This window comes from Pseudomonas putida (assembly GCF_028682395.1).
Taxonomy (GTDB): domain Bacteria; phylum Pseudomonadota; class Gammaproteobacteria; order Pseudomonadales; family Pseudomonadaceae; genus Aquipseudomonas; species Aquipseudomonas putida_AB.
In genome coordinates this window covers 13,317-30,525 of sequence record NZ_JANHLC010000017.1, presented here as the reverse complement: position 1 = coordinate 30,525, position 17,209 = coordinate 13,317, and the positions used below count along the sequence as shown (strand labels likewise).

The 17,209-nt window shown below is 63.1% G+C and carries 13 protein-coding genes and 1 tRNA gene; 7 read left to right on the top strand and 7 right to left on the bottom strand.

Translation table 11 applies throughout. The features are described from left to right. Positions 1 to 57: 57 nt before the first annotated feature. The 5 genes from NPS46_RS24705 to NPS46_RS24685 form a co-directional block, all read right to left on the bottom strand. A tRNA-Gly gene (locus NPS46_RS24705) sits at positions 58 to 133 on the bottom strand. A gap of 62 nt (positions 134 to 195) precedes the next feature. Continuing rightward, positions 196 to 756, bottom strand: coding sequence for a CDP-diacylglycerol--glycerol-3-phosphate 3-phosphatidyltransferase (gene pgsA, locus NPS46_RS24700; protein WP_274111912.1), 561 nt, complete (start codon positions 754 to 756; stop codon positions 196 to 198). A 32-nt stretch (positions 757 to 788) separates the two neighbouring features. Then, the gene (uvrC, locus tag NPS46_RS24695; protein WP_274111914.1) at positions 789 to 2,612 is read right to left on the bottom strand and encodes an excinuclease ABC subunit UvrC; all 1,824 of its coding nucleotides are present in this window, start codon (positions 2,610 to 2,612) and stop codon (positions 789 to 791) included. Position 2,613: 1 nt separating this feature from the next. Beyond that, positions 2,614 to 3,255 carry a response regulator transcription factor GacA gene (gene gacA, locus NPS46_RS24690; RefSeq protein WP_274111910.1) on the bottom strand — a complete coding sequence of 214 codons (642 nt, stop codon included), beginning with the start codon at positions 3,253 to 3,255 and terminating at the stop codon, positions 2,614 to 2,616. A 65-nt stretch (positions 3,256 to 3,320) separates the two neighbouring features. Continuing rightward, a complete protein-coding gene (locus tag NPS46_RS24685; protein WP_274111908.1) occupies positions 3,321 to 3,827 on the bottom strand; it encodes a GNAT family N-acetyltransferase in 507 nt (168 codons plus the stop codon). Between the two features lie 605 nt (positions 3,828 to 4,432). Between NPS46_RS24685 and NPS46_RS24680 the strand changes: the two genes are divergently transcribed. The 6 genes from NPS46_RS24680 (at position 4,433) to NPS46_RS24655 (ending at position 11,528) form a co-directional block, all read left to right on the top strand. Next, entirely contained in the window at positions 4,433 to 5,536 is a 1,104-nt protein-coding gene (locus NPS46_RS24680; RefSeq protein WP_274111906.1) for a 3-deoxy-7-phosphoheptulonate synthase, read from the top strand. A 41-nt stretch (positions 5,537 to 5,577) separates the two neighbouring features. Beyond that, positions 5,578 to 5,859 carry a peptidylprolyl isomerase gene (locus NPS46_RS24675; RefSeq protein ID WP_274111904.1) on the top strand — a complete coding sequence of 94 codons (282 nt, stop codon included), beginning with the start codon at positions 5,578 to 5,580 and terminating at the stop codon, positions 5,857 to 5,859. 127 nt (positions 5,860 to 5,986) lie between these two features. After that, a complete protein-coding gene (locus NPS46_RS24670; RefSeq protein ID WP_274111902.1) occupies positions 5,987 to 7,855 on the top strand; it encodes an extracellular solute-binding protein in 1,869 nt (622 codons plus the stop codon). Further along, entirely contained in the window at positions 7,855 to 8,913 is a 1,059-nt protein-coding gene (locus NPS46_RS24665; protein ID WP_274111900.1) for a microcin C ABC transporter permease YejB, read from the top strand. Before NPS46_RS24670 ends, NPS46_RS24665 begins: the two co-directional genes overlap by 1 nt. After that, positions 8,913 to 9,935, top strand: a complete 1,023-nt coding sequence (locus NPS46_RS24660) for an ABC transporter permease (RefSeq protein WP_274111898.1) — start codon at positions 8,913 to 8,915, stop codon at positions 9,933 to 9,935. The genes NPS46_RS24665 and NPS46_RS24660 overlap by 1 nt, the downstream gene beginning before the upstream one ends. A 15-nt stretch (positions 9,936 to 9,950) precedes the next feature. Beyond that, positions 9,951 to 11,528 carry an ABC transporter ATP-binding protein gene (locus tag NPS46_RS24655; protein ID WP_274111896.1) on the top strand — a complete coding sequence of 526 codons (1,578 nt, stop codon included), beginning with the start codon at positions 9,951 to 9,953 and terminating at the stop codon, positions 11,526 to 11,528. A gap of 12 nt (positions 11,529 to 11,540) precedes the next feature. On the opposite strand, the gene NPS46_RS24650 is transcribed toward NPS46_RS24655, so the two are convergent. Further along, entirely contained in the window at positions 11,541 to 12,437 is an 897-nt protein-coding gene (locus NPS46_RS24650) for a LysR substrate-binding domain-containing protein (RefSeq protein ID WP_274111894.1), read from the bottom strand. A 163-nt stretch (positions 12,438 to 12,600) separates the two neighbouring features. On the opposite strand from NPS46_RS24650, the gene ydiJ reads away from it, so the two are divergent. Continuing rightward, entirely contained in the window at positions 12,601 to 15,651 is a 3,051-nt protein-coding gene (gene ydiJ / locus NPS46_RS24645) for a D-2-hydroxyglutarate dehydrogenase YdiJ (protein WP_274111892.1), read from the top strand. Here the strand turns inward: ydiJ and NPS46_RS24640 are convergent. Next, a complete protein-coding gene (locus tag NPS46_RS24640) occupies positions 15,638 to 16,801 on the bottom strand; it encodes a DUF1624 domain-containing protein (RefSeq protein WP_274111890.1) in 1,164 nt (387 codons plus the stop codon). The genes ydiJ and NPS46_RS24640 overlap by 14 nt on opposite strands. Positions 16,802 to 17,209 lie beyond the last annotated feature (408 nt).

The window sequence follows — 17,209 nt, the reverse complement described above, 5'->3', positions numbered from 1 at the left end:
ATAAGGCCCTTTTTTCAAAGACTTACAGACTTCCGTGGAACTCTGTAGATCTATAACTGGAGCGGGAAACGAGACTCGAACTCGCGACCCCGACCTTGGCAAGGTCGTGCTCTACCAACTGAGCTATTCCCGCGTCTTGGTGTGGCGCATTCTATAGAATCCAGGATGCACGTCAACCCCTTGATTCAAAAAAGCTTATTTCTTTTCCACGGTGGTCTTCAGGTGCGGCCAGGCCGCCCGCAGGTATTGCACCATGGACCACAGGGTCAGCCCTGCCGATACCAGCAGCAATGCATAGCCGCTCAGGACCCAGAAGCTGAAGTCCCGCGGGTTGGCCAGCAGGATGACCAGCGCCAACATCTGCGCGGCGGTCTTCCATTTGCCCAGGTTGGACACCGCGACATGGGCCCGGGCACCCAGCTCGGCCATCCACTCGCGCAAGGCCGACACCACGATCTCACGCCCGATAATCACCGCCGCCGGCAGCGTCAGCCACAGGTTGCCATGCTCCTGCACCAACAGGACCAGGGCCACGGCCACCATCAGTTTATCGGCCACCGGGTCGAGGAACGCACCAAAGGGCGTGCTCTGTTGCAGGCGGCGGGCCAGATAGCCGTCCAGCCAGTCGGTGGCAGCTGCAAAGGCAAAGACCGAACTGGCTGCCATGTAGCTCCACTGATACGGGAGGTAGAACAGCAGGATAAAGATCGGGATAAGCAGTACACGTAGAACGGTGATCAGATTAGGGATATTCATCGGCACAACTGGCTACGAGGTGAAAAGGCATTCTACTCGCTGTGCAGGTTCGCATAAATCGACTCTGCAAGCTTTTTACTGATTCCCGGTGCTTTGGCAATCTCTTCGATACTGGCACGGGACAACTCCTGCAAACCACCAAAATGTTTCAGCAGCTCGCGCCGGCGTTTCGGCCCCACTCCCGCCACCCCTTCCAGGGTCGAGGTACGCCGGGTCTTGCCACGCCGGGCACGGTGTCCGGTAATGGCGAAGCGGTGAGCTTCGTCACGGATCTGCTGGATCAGGTGCAGCGCCGGCGAATCACCGCGCAGGGTGAATTCATGGGCAGCATCGTTGAGGTACAGGGTTTCGAAACCGGCCTTGCGTGTCGCACCCTTGGCCACGCCGAGCAAAATCAGGTCGGGGACCGCCAGCTCGTCGAGCACCGCGCGAGCCATGGACAACTGCCCCTTGCCGCCGTCCACCAGCAGGATATCCGGTAATTTGCCTTCGCCATCCTTGAGCTTGCTGAAACGCCGTGTCAGCGCCTGGTGCATGGCCGCATAATCATCGCCCGGGGTGACGCCCTCGATGTTGTAGCGTCGGTAGTCCGACTTGAGCGGCCCTTCCGGGCCAAATACTACGCACGAGGCCACCGTCGCTTCGCCGCTGGAATGGCTGATGTCGTAGCACTCCAGCCGCTGCGGCAACTCATCGAGGTCGAGCACCTGGGCCAGCGCTTCGAAACGCGCCGCCACATGCTGCCGGTTGGCCAGGCGAGCCCCCAGCGCCTGCTCGGCATTGGTCACCGCCAGTTGCTGCCAGCGCGCCCGCGTACCGCGCACCCGATGGCTGATGGTCAACTCACGGCCACGCAAGCTCTGGATCGCCTCGATCAACGTTGGAAAGTCTTCATGGACCACATTGACGATCAGTTCATTGGGCAGGTCGCGCTCGGGACTGCTGACGAAGTATTGGCCCAGAAAGGCCACCATGACTTCGCCCACCTCCTCTTCAATGCCCACCTGCGGAAAGAAGTTCTTGCTACCCAGCACCCGCCCGCCCCGCACGCTGATCAGGTGCACGCAGGCACCGCCCGGGTTGACGAAGGCGGCAATAACGTCCACATCGCCATTGCCACCCTCCATGCTTTGCTGGTCCTGGACCCGGCGCAGCAGGGAAATCTGATCGCGAAACTCGGCGGCGCGTTCGAAGTCCAGCGTACTGGCCGCCTGTTCCATGCTGGCAGACAGTTCATCGGTCAGGGCACTGCTGCGCCCTTCGAGAAACATCACCGAATGCCGTACGTCCTCGGCATAGACCTCGGGTTCAACCAGGCCAACGCAGGGCGCCTTGCAGCGCTTGATCTGGTACTGCAGACACGGCCGCGTGCGGTTCTTGAAGTAGCTGTCTTCGCATTGGCGTACCAGGAAGGTCTTCTGCAACAGGCTCAAGCTCTCGCGAATCGCCCCCGCGCTGGGATAGGGCCCGAAATACTTGCCCTTCTGCTTCTTGGCACCGCGATGAATGCTTAGCCGTGGGAATTCGCCGTCAGACAGAAAGACGTAGGGGTAGGATTTATCATCGCGTAGCAGGATGTTGTAGGGCGGCCGCCATTCCTTGATCAGGGTCTGCTCAAGCAGCAGCGCTTCCGTCTCATTGGCGGTAATGGTGGTTTCCACCTGGGCGATCCGCGCGACCAGGGCGGCGGTCTTGGGTGCCAGACCGGTTTTGCGAAAGTAGCTGGCCAGGCGCTTCTTGAGATTCTTCGCCTTGCCGACATACAGCAGCCGCGCCTCGGCATCGAACATCCGATACACACCGGGCCGACCGCTGCAGGTGGACAAAAAGGCACTGGCATCAAAGGTGTCGGTCATTTCAGAGGTTGGCATCGACCATGCCATGGCGCACGGCCAACAGAGTCAACTCCACATCGCTACTGACCGAAAGCTTTTCGAAAATGCGGTAGCGATAGGTGTTCACGGTTTTCGGCGACAAGCACAGCTTGTCGGAGATGATCTGCACCTTCTGGCAGCCAACGATCATCAAGGCAATCTGGATTTCGCGCTCCGACAACACATCGAAAGGCGAATCACTGGCCGGTTGGAAAGACTTGAGCGCCAGTTGCTGGGCGATCTGCGGACTGATGTAGCGCTGACCGGCAAACGCCAGGCGAATGGCCTGCACCATTTCGCCAAGCCCCGCGCCCTTGGTCAGGTAACCCGCCGCGCCGGCCTGCAACAAGCGTGTCGGAAACGGATCATCTTCACAGACAGTCACCGCGACCACTTTGATATCCGGGTGGCTGCGCAACATCTTTCGCGTGGCTTCAAGACCGCCGATACCCGGCATCTTCACATCCATCAGCACCACATCGGGCTTGAGCTCGCGAGCCTTGAGCAGTGCCTGCTCGCCGGAATCGGCTTCACCGACGACTTGCAGGCCATCGATATCGGCCAACATCCGGGTAATGCCTGTTCGCACGAGATCATGGTCGTCGACAACTAGAACCCTAATCAAGCAGACACCTCACGAAATATTCTTAAGCAGAGCCGATCACCTTAGCAAAAAACCGATGAGCTGACCTAGCGCGAAGCTTCGTACATATTGTACTCACGCTCCATCCAGTAGAAGTACGCATCCTGCCCCACGACCTCGAATCCCAGCCGCGTGTAGAGCGCTTGGGCCGGATTGCTTTTGAACACCGTCAGGCGCACTTTCTGCAGCCCTTGCGCCAACGCCATCGCAAAGACGTGCGTGAGCATCTGGCGACCCAAACCCTGCCGCTGAAATGCCGGCGCTACATGTATCTCACGGATAAACAGGGCCCGGCTGTCCCGGCTCAGGCTGATAAAGCCCAGACGCTCTGCCCCGCGACACAGCAACCAGTTCTCGCGCCCCGCCCAGCCCGCATCGAACCCTTCGTCCTGCCAGAGCAGGCTGTACTGACCGTAGTAGCCCAGCAAGCCGCGCCGTGCCAGGTCACGAGCAAAGGTCTGATCCGCAGTGGTCGCCGGGCGCAGTTGCAGTGAGTCTTCCCGATCGCTGGGTTGGAGAGTGTGTGATGAGGCGGCAGGTGGCAGGGACGACATAGCGCGAGGCTCGGCACAGGGGACGCGCGAGTCTGCCATAAAGCGCCATCGGCGAGCACGAGCAAGAATTTGTCTTTGGGGATGATAGAAATATCCCATTGAATTGACGGACAAGTCTCTTGTAAGCTCCCAGACAGTCAATCGGAGACACCCCATGTCGCACCTCACCCCTCTCAAGCTTCGCCACACCGCCTGCGCCTCGCGCCCGGTTGTCGCTGCGCGGGTGAATGACACGGTTTCCGGCTTTTATTTTGGGTATTGGTTTAGCCACTGGCGCGCCTGATACCCATCCGGCGCCCACTACCTAGGGGACGCCAACCAGAGAACTTCTCACCCCCGGTCGGCTTCCCGACCGGGGGTTTTGTTTTTTCAGGTTCCAGACTTTTTTCAATTTGAGGATTTGCACCATGAACTACGCCACTTATTACCGTCACGACAGCGCCTCTGCCTGGCGATTTACCAGCCGCCGTTCGGGACAGCTCGCCGCCTCCGATCGGTCATCCACTGGTGGCACGCCCGTACTCGCAGCCAATCCGGCCAATTGTCGAACACCCCAGTAGGGCCGCACGGGAAAGCCTCCCGCTGCCGCCCAGGAAGACCGCACCATGAACGCATCGATTTCCGCTCTGCCGCTGTCCATCCGCTCGCCCGCCAATGAGCCGCTGACCCAACGCCTGCCCAGCGCCCTGGAACTCAAGCAGCGCATCCCCCTCGATCAGGCCCTCGTGCAACGGGTACAGGATCAACGCCAAGCCATTCGCGCTATTCTTGACGGCCAGGATTCGCGCCTGCTGCTGATCGTCGGCCCCTGCTCGATCCACGACCCGCAGGCCGCCCTGGAGTACGCCGCCAACCTCGCCAGCCTGGCCGCCGAGGTCAGCGACCAGATGCTCCTGGTCATGCGCGCCTATGTCGAAAAACCCCGCACCACCGTTGGTTGGAAAGGCCTGGCCTACGACCCGCGCCTGGACGGCTCCGACGATATGGCCGCGGGCCTGGCGCTGTCGCGTGAACTGATGCGCGAGATGCTGCGCCTCGGCCTGCCGATTGCCACCGAACTGCTGCAGCCCATGGCGGCGGGCTACTTCGACGATCTGCTCGGCTGGGTCGCCATTGGCGCACGCACCACCGAATCGCAGATCCACCGCGAAATGGCCAGCGGTCTGGCGATGCCGGTCGGCTTCAAGAACGGCACCGATGGCAGTGTGGCCGTCGCCTGTGACGCCATGCGCTCGGCGGTCCACCCCCATCGGCATTTCGGCATCGACGCCCAGGGCCACCCGGCGATCATCCAGACCCCCGGCAACCCGCACACCCACCTGGTACTGCGCGGCGGCCACCAGGGCCCGAACCATGATCGCGCCAGCATCGAGCGGGTCCAGGCGGCCCTGGACAAGCAGAACATCCACTCGCCGATCATGGTCGACTGCAGCCACGCCAACAGCGGCAAGAACCCACTGCGCCAGCCGGCGGTCTTCAACGATGTCCTGCAGCAGCGCCTGCAAGGCAACCGGGCGCTGGTCGGCATGATGCTCGAGAGCAATCTGTTCGAGGGTTGCCAGGCCCTGAGGCCGAACCTGCGCTACGGCGTGTCGATCACCGATGGCTGCCTGGGTTGGGAAGCGACCGAAACCTTGTTGCGCACAGCGGCCGAGCAATTGCGCACGCCGTCGGCACGCCCGGAACTTTCCCGGGAAATCGCCCGCTGAATCCGGTAGGCTCAGCACTTTCTTGAAAGGAGTATCCCCTCATGGCAAAAGCCACTGCCCGTCATATCCTCGTCGACAGCGAAGCCAAATGCGCCGAACTGAAAGCGCAAATCGAAGGCGGCGCCGATTTCGCTGAAATCGCCAAAGCCAATTCGACCTGCCCGTCCAGCCGTGATGGCGGCAACCTGGGTTCGTTCGGCCCGGGCCAGATGGTCAAGGAATTCGACACCGTGGTCTTCAGCGCCCCGGTCAACGTGGTACAGGGCCCGGTAAAAACCCAGTTCGGCTACCACCTGCTGGAAGTAACCAGCCGCCAGGACTGATTGTCCCGTGCGCACGCCAACAGCCCACCTCCGGTGGGCTGTTTCGTTTCGGTCACGGGCTTGGCGCCCTTGGGCGAGCCGTGTAGCGTACAGGCTTCGATTGGTGAACCGGCTTCTAAGGCTGAGCATGCGACTGGCTTTATCCTCCCTGTTATTGATCACCCTGAGCCTGCTCGGGCCCCTGCCCGCCAGCGCCGCCAGTGCGCAACATGCCCTGACGGTCTATGGCGAACCTGCCAAGTACCCCGCCGGCTTCAGCCACTTCGCCTACGCCAACCCCCATGCCCCAAAAGGCGGCAGCCTGCGCCGCTCGGCCATGGAAATCGGCCAGTTCGACCATGTACTGCCCTATATCGACAAAGGCATCGGTGTCTCCCAGCTCGATGGCTGGATCTACTCGCCGCTGGCCGTGCGCTCCCTCGACGAGCCCTACACCGTCTATGGCCTGGTCGCCGAAAAAATGCAGCGCAGCGATGACGGCCTGTCCCTGCGCTTCTTTATCAACCCTAAGGCCCGCTTCGCCGATGGCACGCCGATTACCGCCGAAGATGTGCGCTACACCTACAACCTGTTCATGACCCAGGGCAGCCTCAACTACCGCATGCAATTCGCCGACGTGGCCGGCGTCGAGGTCGAGTCGCCGCGCCAGGTGCGTTTCGACTTCAAGAACCATGACAACCGCACCCTGGCACTGGACCTGGCGACGCTCCCGGTCCTGCCCGAGCACTGGTGGAAAACCCGCGACTTCGCCAATGGCGGCGGCTACGAAGCGCCGCTGGGCAGCGGCCCGTACAGGGTCGGCAAGATCGACGCCGGCCGCAGCATCACCTTTGTCCGCAATGCCGACTGGTGGGGCAAGGACCTGCCGGTCAGCCGCGGCCTGTACAACTTCGACCGGTTCAGCATCGAATACTTCGGTGACACCGACGTCGCACGCCAGGTCCTGCGCGGCGGCGCCTATGACTATAACCGCGAGTATTCGGCCACCGCCTACTCCATCGGTTACAACGGCCCCGCCCTGGAGGACGGCCGCCTGCAAAAAGCCCACCTGGCCAAAGAGGCACCCCAGCCGGCCCAGGGGTATGTGTTCAACCTGCAACGGCCGATCTTCAAGGACCGTCGCGTGCGCCAGGCCCTGGCCATGCTCTGGGACTTCGAGTGGAGCAACCGGCAGATGATGCGCAACATGTACATCCGCCAGCAAAGCGTCTTCTCCAACAGCGCGCTCGCGGCCCGACAACTGCCCGATGCTGCCGAACGGGCGATCCTCGAACCACTGCGCGGACAGATCCCCGACGAGGTCTTTACCCAGGTCTTCGAAGCGCCGAAAACCGATGGCAGCGGTAACCTGCGCGACAAGCAGCTGCAGGCCCTGGCCCTGCTGGAAGCTGCCGGCTGGAAACCCGAGGGCGATCGCCTGGTCAACGCCGCCGGCGAGCCGCTGAGCTTTACCTTCCTCAATGCCCAGAACGGCATTGAACGCCTGCTGCTGCCCTATAAACGCAACCTGGCGCAGATCGGTATTGCCATGGAAATCCGCCGCATCGATGCCTCGCAGTACGTCAACCGGCTCAAGGCCCGTGACTACGACATGATCATCACCGGCTATCCGGTCACCACCTCGCCCGGCCTGGAGCTCTACAGCTACTTCGGCTCGGCCTCGGCCAACGACTCCGGGGCCAGCAATTTCATGGTCCTACAGGACCCGGCGGTGGACAGCCTGATCAGCGGCCTGGTCAAGGCCAGTAGCCAGGCGCAGATGCTGACCTATGCCCACGCCCTCGACCGGGTGCTGCAATGGAATTACTACTGGATCCCCAACTATTACCCGCCCGGCACCTCGACGGTCTGGTGGAACCGCTTCGGCATTCCCAAGACGCCGGCCAGTGGCGACCCGGCCGTTGAAAGCTGGTGGCAGGTCAGCCCCACGCCCCTGACCAACGAGCAGATGGCCGCCGAACTGATCAGCCGTGGCAAACCCGGAGGACCGCGCTGATGCTGGCCTATATCGTGCGGCGCCTGCTGCTGATCATTCCGACGCTGATGATGATCCTGCTGGTCAACTTCGTGATCGTCCAGGCCGCGCCCGGCGGCCCGGTGGAGCAAGCGATCGCCCGCCTGCAGGGCATCGGCGGCGGTGGCATCGGAGCCTCGGGCGATATGCTGCACGGCGGCTCACGCGCCAGTCGCGGGCTGGACCCGAAACTGATCGAGGACATCGAGCGCCAATACGGTTTCGACAAATCGGCACCGGAACGTTTCTGGCTGATGCTCCAAAACTACGCCCACCTGGATTTTGGCAACAGCTTCTTTCGTGGCGCCAGCGTCACCAGCCTGATCCTGGACAAGATGCCGGTGACCCTTTCCCTTGGCCTCTGGGCCACGCTGATCACCTACCTGGTCTCGATCCCCCTGGGCATACGCAAGGCCGTGCGCCACGGCAGCCGCTTCGATATCTGGAGCAGTACGGCGATCATCATCGGCTACGCCATGCCCGCGTTTCTGTTCGCCATGCTGCTGATCGTGGTCTTTGCCGGCGGCACGTCACTGAACTGGTTCCCGGTGCGCGGACTGGTCTCGGAAAACTTCGACCAGTTGTCCACCCTGGGCAAGGTGGCCGACTACTTCTGGCACCTGGTGCTACCGGTGACCTCCCTGGTGATCGGCGGCTTCGCTACCCTGACCGTCCTGACCAAGAACTCGTTTCTCAATGAAATCACCCGCCAGTACGTAGTCACCGCCCGGGCCAAGGGCCTGAGCGAACGGCGGGTGCTCTACGGCCACGTGTTTCGCAACGCCATGCTGCTGATCGTCGCCGGGCTGCCCCAGGCTTTCATCAGCGTGTTCTTCGCCGGCTCGCTGCTGATCGAGGTGATCTTCTCCCTCGACGGTCTCGGGCGCATGAGCTACGAAGCCGCGGTGTCGCGGGACTATCCGGTGGTGTTCGGCTCGCTGTTTATCTTCACCCTGTTCGGCCTGCTGATAAAACTGATCGGCGACCTGTGCTACACCCTGGTCGACCCGCGTATCGACTTCGCCGCGAGGAACGCCTGATGCTCACGCTTTCGCCCCTCGCACGGCGACGCCTGGACCGTTTCAAACGCAATCGCCGCGGCTGGTGGTCACTGTGGCTGTTTATCGGGCTGTTCGCCCTGACCCTGGGCGGCGAGCTGATCGCCAACGACAAGCCCCTGGTCCTGAGCTACAAGGGCTCACTGTATTTTCCAGTGTTCAAACGCTACACCGAGCAGGCATTCGGCGGCCAGTTGCCCTTCCAGGCCGACTACCGCAGCGACTACGTGCGCCAGCTGATTACCGCCGACGGCGGCTGGATGCTGTTCCCCCCCATCCCCTTCAGCGCCGACACGCCCAACTACGACCTCGATCGCCCGGCGCCCAGCCCTCCCAGCACGGTGAACTGGCTGGGCACCGACGATCAGTCGCGCGATGTGCTGGCGCGGGTGATTTTCGGCGCGCGGGTCTCGATCCTGTTCGCCCTGGCCCTGACCGCCATCAGCGCGCTGATCGGCATTGCCGCCGGCGCCCTGCAGGGCTACTACGGCGGCTGGGTCGACCTGCTCGGCCAACGCCTGCTGGAGGTCTGGTCCGGACTGCCGGTGCTCTACCTGCTGATTATTCTCTCGGGGTTTGTCGAACCCAATTTCTGGTGGTTGCTGGGCATCATGGCGCTGTTTTCCTGGCTGGCCCTGGTGGATGTGGTACGCGCCGAGTTCCTGCGCGGGCGCAACCTGGAATACGTCAAGGCCGCTCGCGCCCTGGGCCTGAACGATCGCAAGGTGATCCTGCGCCATATCCTGCCCAATGCCATGAACGCGACCCTGACCTATCTGCCGTTTATCCTGACCGGCGCGATCTCCACCCTGACGGCCCTGGATTTTCTCGGCTTCGGCATGCCCGCCGGCAGCCCGTCCCTGGGGGAACTGATCGGCCAGGGCAAGCAGAATCTGCAAGCGCCCTGGCTGGGCCTGACCGCCTTCTTCACCTTGGCGCTGATCCTGTCGCTGCTGGTGTTTATCGGTGAGGCGCTGCGTGATGCCTTCGACCCCCGTTCCTGAAACAGGCCCTGTGTAATGAGCGAGAACCTGATTGAAATCCGCCACCTGCGTGTCGCCTTTGGCGAACAGGCGGTGGTCCATGATCTAAGCCTGGATATCCGCCCCGGCGAGTGCCTGGCGCTGGTCGGCGAGTCGGGCTCGGGCAAATCGGTGACGGCCCATTCGATCCTGCAATTGCTGCCGAGCAGCGGCTGCCAGGTCAGCGGCAGCGTGCGCTACAACGGCCAACAATTGCTGGGCGCCGACGTCGCCACCCTGCGTCGGATCCGGGGTAATCGCATCGCGATGATCTTCCAGGAGCCGATGACCTCGCTCAATCCCTTGCACAGCATCGAAAAACAGCTGGGCGAAACCTTGCTGCTGCACAAGGGCCTGGGCGGTAAAGCGGCGCAACGGCGTATCGTCGAGTTACTCGAGCTGGTCGGGATCCAGAAGCCCACCGAACGCCTCAAGGCCTATCCGCACCAGCTTTCCGGTGGCCAGCGCCAGCGAGTCATGATTGCCATGGCCCTGGCCTGCGAACCGCAATTGCTGATTGCCGACGAACCGACCACTGCCCTGGACGTGACCGTGCAACGCAAAATCCTGCGCCTGCTCAAGTCATTGCAGGAGCGCCTGGGCATGGCCCTGTTGCTGATCAGCCATGACCTCAACCTAGTGCGCAGCATGGCCCAGCGGGTCTGTGTGATGCGCGCCGGGGAGATTGTCGAAACAGCTGAATGCGCGCGCCTCTTCGCCCACCCCGAACACCCCTATAGCCGCCTGCTGCTCGACGCCGAACCCAGCGGCCAGGCCCTGCCCCGCGAGGAACGCGAGACGGTCTTGCAAGTCGACGACCTGCGGGTACGCTTTCGCCTCGGCGGCGGCCTGTTCCAGCGCAAGACTTACCTCGATGCCGTGGATGGCATCAGCCTGTGCGTCCAGCGCGGCAAGACCCTGGGGATTGTCGGCGAGTCCGGCTCGGGCAAGTCCACCCTGGGCCAGGCCATCCTGCGCCTGGTCGATGCCCGCGGTAGCATCCGCTTCCAGGGCAGCGCGCTGGACGGCCTGGACCCGAAGCGGATGCGGCCCTGGCGCCGGCAGATGCAGATGGTTTTCCAGGACCCCTTCGGCAGCCTGAGCCCGCGCATGTCGGTGGCGCAGATTATCGGCGAGGGCCTGGAGGTGCATTGCCCGTCCACGGCGGCAGAGCGCGAGGCCCAGGTCATCCGCGTACTGGAAGAGGTCGGCCTGGACCCGGCCAGCCGGCATCGCTACCCCCACGAGTTCTCCGGTGGCCAGCGCCAGCGCATTGCCATTGCCCGGGCCCTGGTGCTCAAGCCGGCGCTGATCCTGCTCGACGAACCGACCTCGGCCCTGGACCGCACCGTGCAAAAGCAGGTGGTCGCCCTGTTGCGCCAGCTCCAGGACAAATACGGCCTGACCTATCTGTTTATCAGCCACGACTTGAGCGTGGTCCGCGCCCTGGCCCATGACCTGATCGTCATCAAGGATGGCAAAGTGGTGGAACACGGCGAGACCTGCCAGGTCTTCGACCACCCCCAGCATCCCTACACCCGCGAACTGTTGGCGGCGGCCCTGCAACCGGCCTGAAGCCGGCGCCGTTCAAGGCGTGCCGGCGACCTCCGCCAATAGCCATTGGCGCAACGCATTCAGCGCCGGCAGGCCCTGATGGCGCGCGGGATACACCAGGTAATAGCTGCGCTCGCTGGGCAGTGCCGCACAGGGATTGAGTAACTCGCCGCTGGCCAGTTCCTGCTCCACCAGTACGCGCGGCACCAGGCCGATGCCGATCCCGGCGATCACCGCCTGGATCAGGTGCGCGGTCACTTCAAAACCCGGCCCGGTGCGCATCCGTCGCCGCTCCAGAGCATGCTGGTCGAACCACTGACCCCAGACCTGGGGCCGACTGGCCACATCCAGCAGCCGGTACTCGCTCAGTTGCTCGGCCGTGCAGACCTGGCGCCCGCCCAGCAGTGACGGACTGGCGATCACCGCCAGCTCTTCGTGGTGCAGACGATGGGCAATCATCCCCGGCCATTCGCCACTGCCGGCCACAATCGCCGCGTCGATATCACCCAAGCTGAAATCCACCGGCTGGATGCGCGAGTGGATATCCACCAAGACCCCGGGGCTCGCCGCATAGAAACGATGCAGACGCGGCAGCAACCATTTCGAGCCAAAGGTCGGCAGCGTGGCCAGGCGCAGGGTCCCGCGCCCGGACTCGAAGCTCAGGGCCTGCAAGGTCGCGGCGCGGATCTGTCCCAGGGCCGCGGACAGTTCCTGCTGGTACAACCGGCCGACATCGGTCAACAGCACCTGCCGCCCTTCACGGCGAAACAGGCGCAGTTCCAGCAATTGCTCCAGGGCCTGCACCTGACGGCTGACCGCGCTTTGGGTCAGGGACAGCTCCTGGGCCGCCTGGGTATAGCTCTGGTGCCGGGCCGCCGCCTCAAAGGCCAGCAGCAATGACATCGAAGGCGTCAACTTACGAGGATTCATTCATAAAGCTCATGGATTGCGACGAGTTATTCAGTTGTGGCAACGCCGTTAGGCTCCGCACAATGCCTTTATACCGCTAGACCCCACAGCGCCCCTAGAGGCGTGTCGCCTACTTCCGTGAATTGCTGGCTGGCGCACGCGCCACGCCCCGAGGCCCCGCTTGATGATTGCCAGACTGCTGCCCGACACCGCCCTTGAACAGCCCTATCGTGATTTTCTCGACACGCTGAAAGCCGCTGGATTCAAAGGTGAAATCGACAGCAGCCGGGGCCTGCGCAGTGTACTGGCGACCGATAATTCCATCTACCAACGGCCGCCCCTGGCCGGCGTCTTCCCGCGCGACACGGCCGATATCACGCTGCTCGCCCGGTTGCTGCAGGACCCGCGTTTTCGCCAGGTGGTGGTCACGCCCAGGGGTGGCGGCACCGGTACCAATGGCCAGTCGCTGACCGAAGGGCTGTGTGTCGACCTGTCGCGACACATGAACAAAATACTTGAGATCGACCCGCAAGGACGCTGGGTCAGGGTCCAGGCCGGCGTGGTCAAGGACCAGCTCAACACTGCGCTCAAACCCCACGGGCTGTTCTTCGCCCCGGAGCTGTCGACCTCCAACCGCGCCACCCTGGGCGGCATGATCAGCACCGATGCCAGCGGCCAGGGCAGTTGCACCTACGGCAAGACCCGCGACCATGTACTAGAACTGCACAGCATCCTGTTGGGCGGTGAGGCCCTGCACAGCCAGCCGGTGGACGCCAGCGAGCTGGCCCGCCTGTGTGCGCGCACCGACCGGACTGGCGAGGTCTACCGCTGCGCCGAACGCATCAGCCGGGAACAGGCCGAAGCCATCGAGCGGGTCTTCCCCAAGCTCAATCGCTGCCTGACCGGCTATGACCTGGCCCATCTGCGCCAGGCCGACCAGCGCTTCAACCTCAACAGTGTGCTGTGCGGCGCCGAAGGTTCCCTGGGCTTTATCGTCGAGGCCAAGCTCAACGTGCTGCCGATTCCCCGGCACTCGATCCTAGTCAATGTGCGCTATGCCGGTTTTATGGAGGCACTGCGCGATGCCCGGGCCCTGCTCGCGCTGGAGCCGTTGTCCATCGAGACCGTCGACTCGCGCGTGCTCCAGCTGGCCATGCAAGACATCGTCTGGCATGGGGTCAAGGAGTACTTCCCCAGCGATGCCCAACCGACCCTGGGCATCAACCTGGTGGAGTTCAGCGGCGACGACGCCGACGCGGTACAGGCGCGGGTGGCCGCCTTTGTCGAACACCTGCAACAGGACCAGGGCGTGCCGCGCCTGGGCCACACCCTGGCGGTGGGTGCGGCGGCAGTGTCGCGGGTCTACGGCATGCGCAAGCGCGCGGTCGGCCTGCTCGGCAATGTCCAGGGCGAAGCTCGGCCACAACCTTTTGTCGAAGACACGGCCGTGCCGCCGGAGCACCTGGCGGACTACATCGCCGAGTTTCGCGCACTGCTGGACGGCCGTGGCCTGACCTACGGCATGTTCGGCCACGTCGATGCCGGCGTGCTGCACGTGCGCCCGACCCTGGATATGAAGGACCCGGCCCAGGCCGAGTTGATTCGCCCGCTGACCGACGCCGTGGCGCAACTGACCCATAAATACGGCGGCCTGCTGTGGGGCGAACATGGCAAGGGCCTGCGCTCGGAATACGCCCCGGCCTTCTTTGGCGAGCTGTACCCGGCGTTGCAGGCACTCAAGGCCGCCTTCGACCCGCATAACCAGCTCAACCCGGGCAAGATCGCCACGGCCCTGGGCACCGACCTGGCCCTGAGCAAAGTCGATGGCGTGCCGCTGCGGGGCGAGCTGGATCGCCAGATCGACGAGAAGGTCTGGCAGAGCTTCGGCCCGGCCATGCATTGCAACGGTAATGGCGCCTGCTACAACTACGACCCGGACGACGCCATGTGCCCGTCCTGGAAAGCCACCCGCCAGCGTGTCCACTCCCCCAAGGGCCGTGCCACGCTGATCCGCGAGTGGCTCCGCCTGCAGGGGGCGGCCGGCGTCGATGTGTTGGCCGCGGCCAAGGTCCCCGGGTTTTGGCTCGGCCTGCCAGGGCGCTGGCTCAATAGCCGGGCGCAGCAGCGTGGTGCCGAGGACTTTTCCCATGAGGTGTATGCCGCCATGGCCAGTTGCCTGGCCTGCAAATCCTGCAGCGGCCAATGCCCGGTCAAGGTCGATGTCCCGGATTTCCGCGCACGGTTCCTGCAGTTGTACCACCAGCGCTACCTGCGTCCGCTCAAGGACTACCTGATCGGCTCGCTGGAATACACCGTGCCCTACTTTGCCCGGATGCCTACGCTGTACAACGCGGTGATGGGTGCACCCTGGGTCACGCGCCTGCTGGCACGCCATGCCGGCCTCGTCGACAGCCCATTGCTCGAACGTTTCGATCTGCGCGCCAGCCAACGGCGCTTCCAGGTGCGTCAGGCGACCCCCGCCCTGCTCGCCCGCCTGAGCCCGCAGGAGCGCCAACGCAGCGTGATCCTGGTGCAGGACGCGTTTACCCGCTACTTCGAAACACCCCTGCTGGCCGATCTGTTTGAGCTGCTGGCCCGGCTCGGCTACGCCATCTACCTGGCGCCCTTCAATGCCAATGGCAAGCCGCTGCATGCCCAGGGCCTGCTGGGGCCGTTCGCCCGCGCCGCAAGGCGTAACGCCGACCGCCTGCATGCCCTGAGCACGTTCGATGTGCCCCTGGTTGGCCTGGACCCGGCCATGACGCTGGTCTATCGCCAGGAATACCTCAAGGTACCCGGCGCCGAACACTGCCCGCCGGTGGCGTTGCTGCAGGAATGGCTGGCCGGGGTGCTACCCGACAGCCTGCCCACCGGCGAAGCCGAAGCCACGCGCTACCGCCTGTTGGCCCACTGCACGGAAAAAACCAATGCCGCCGCCAGCGTCGGTCAGTGGCAGCAGGTCTTCGACAAATTCGGCCTGCGCTTGCAGGCCCAGGCCAGCGGTTGCTGCGGAATGTCCGGCAGCTACGGCCACGAAGCCCGCAACCGGCAGACCTCACAAACCATCTTCGAGCAATCCTGGGGACCCTTGCTCGCCTCGCCCTCGAACGCTGGCGAACTCCTGGCCACCGGCTACTCGTGCCGTAGCCAAGCCCAGCGCCTGGCCGAGCAACAGGTGCGTCACCCCTTGCAGGCGCTGCTCGAACACCTCAAGCGCCGGCCTACAGATACTTGAGCCAGGCCAGGTCGCGGCGCCGCGCCTTCAGCGCCGCGAACCAGGCAACCACCGGGTAGAGCACGACACCGAGCAGGACGGCGACCAGCCAGATCGCCGCGACCGAGTCGAAGCCAAAGTAGCTGCCCTGATTCAGCCCCAGGGTGGCCACGGCCAGGACATAGAGCACCTTGAGCACATACAGGTGCAGCAGGTAGAAAAACATCGGCGCCGCGCCGAACACCGCCAGCGGGCGGAGCCAGCGCGCCGTCGGCACTCGCTCGAACCCCCGCAGCAGTAACAGCCCGATGCCCAGGGTCAACGCCAGGAACAACAGGGACGGTGGGTACTTGGTGATGTTGAAAAAGCTCATCAGGTTCTGCACCAGGCTGTCGCCCGCCTGCCAGGGCTGCTCGCCGTAACCATTGAGCAACCGCAGCCCGACAAACCCCAACAGCACCGCCACACCCAACGCCAGCAGGCGCTTCTGCCGCCAGCCGGCATCGACGCCCCGGGCAAACCAGGGGCCCAGCCCGTAGCCCAGGGCGATCACGCCAATCCACGGCAGCACCGGATAGGACGTACGCAGGCGCAGTGCCTCTGACACCTCGATCCAGCCACGGTCGTGGGCGATCGCCCAGGGCAGATGCCAGGTCGACTCCGGCGCGAAGTGCAGGCCATCGAGCAGATTGTGCCCCGCAATAATCCCCAGCCCCAGCGCCACCAGCACTCCACGCGGTAACCAGACCAGCGCAGCCAGGGCCAGCATGCTAAGGCCGATGGCCCAGATCACCTGAAGGTAGATCACGCTGGGCGGCAGTTGGAAGGTCCAGGCGAAGTTCACCAGGGTGAACTCCAGCACCAGCAGAAACAGCCCGCGTTTGAACAGGAAGCTCGATACCGCGCGCAGGTCCGCCTGTTTTTCGCCATAGAGATAGGCCGAAAGGCCCGTCAGCAACACAAAGACCGGCGCACAGAGATGGGCCAGGGTGCGACTGAGAAACAGCGTCGGCTCGGTATTGGCAATGTCCATGGGATCGCTGACCTGGCGGTGCAGCAGAAAGGTTTCACGCACATGGTCGAGCAGCATCAGCAGAATCACCAGCCCTCTGAGCGCATCGATCGAGAGCAACCGGCCCATTGCCAGGCGAGGAGAAACAAGGGAGGTCATGGAGAACATTCACACTGCAGGAGGGAGAAAATCCGAGGGACGCGAAGATAACAAAGGTTATCTTATAACATTATCCCCCTCCTTGAAAGCCGGGCCTCGACGCCGCGCTCATTCCGCCCCTGAAATGTCGGCACAGGTTATTGATCCAACTCAAGCATTACAGCTTTAAATAATAATGACGGATCAGATATCGGCAGCCAGCACTAGCCTTAACTATCCACACACCAAACAAGAATCATTAACATGCAATACACGAGCATTAAAGTCGGAATATATAAATATATATAGCGGTCGATTAAACTTCATTTCCCATTCAACTACCCGCGCCATCATAGAGACAGTCGATTAGACCATCGAGAAACTCGATTGGCCCGATGAAAGCTCTATCAATACACTGCCCCCCCTTAT

Excerpts from the sequence above, each read along its gene's own strand:
- pgsA (WP_274111912.1), bottom strand. The coding sequence starts at position 756 with ATGAATATCCCTAATCTGATCACCGTTCTACGTGTACTGCTTATCCCG.
- uvrC (WP_274111914.1), bottom strand. The coding sequence starts at position 2,612 with ATGACCGACACCTTTGATGCCAGTGCCTTTTTGTCCACCTGCAGCGGT.
- NPS46_RS24685 (WP_274111908.1), bottom strand. The coding sequence starts at position 3,827 with ATGTCGTCCCTGCCACCTGCCGCCTCATCACACACTCTCCAACCCAGC.
- NPS46_RS24680 (WP_274111906.1), top strand. The coding sequence starts at position 4,433 with ATGAACGCATCGATTTCCGCTCTGCCGCTGTCCATCCGCTCGCCCGCC.
- NPS46_RS24675 (WP_274111904.1), top strand. The coding sequence starts at position 5,578 with ATGGCAAAAGCCACTGCCCGTCATATCCTCGTCGACAGCGAAGCCAAA.
- NPS46_RS24670 (WP_274111902.1), top strand. The coding sequence starts at position 5,987 with ATGCGACTGGCTTTATCCTCCCTGTTATTGATCACCCTGAGCCTGCTC.
- NPS46_RS24665 (WP_274111900.1), top strand. The coding sequence starts at position 7,855 with ATGCTGGCCTATATCGTGCGGCGCCTGCTGCTGATCATTCCGACGCTG.
- NPS46_RS24660 (WP_274111898.1), top strand. The coding sequence starts at position 8,913 with ATGCTCACGCTTTCGCCCCTCGCACGGCGACGCCTGGACCGTTTCAAA.
- NPS46_RS24655 (WP_274111896.1), top strand. The coding sequence starts at position 9,951 with ATGAGCGAGAACCTGATTGAAATCCGCCACCTGCGTGTCGCCTTTGGC.
- NPS46_RS24650 (WP_274111894.1), bottom strand. The coding sequence starts at position 12,437 with ATGAATCCTCGTAAGTTGACGCCTTCGATGTCATTGCTGCTGGCCTTT.
- ydiJ (WP_274111892.1), top strand. The coding sequence starts at position 12,601 with ATGATTGCCAGACTGCTGCCCGACACCGCCCTTGAACAGCCCTATCGT.
- NPS46_RS24640 (WP_274111890.1), bottom strand. The coding sequence starts at position 16,801 with ATGACCTCCCTTGTTTCTCCTCGCCTGGCAATGGGCCGGTTGCTCTCG.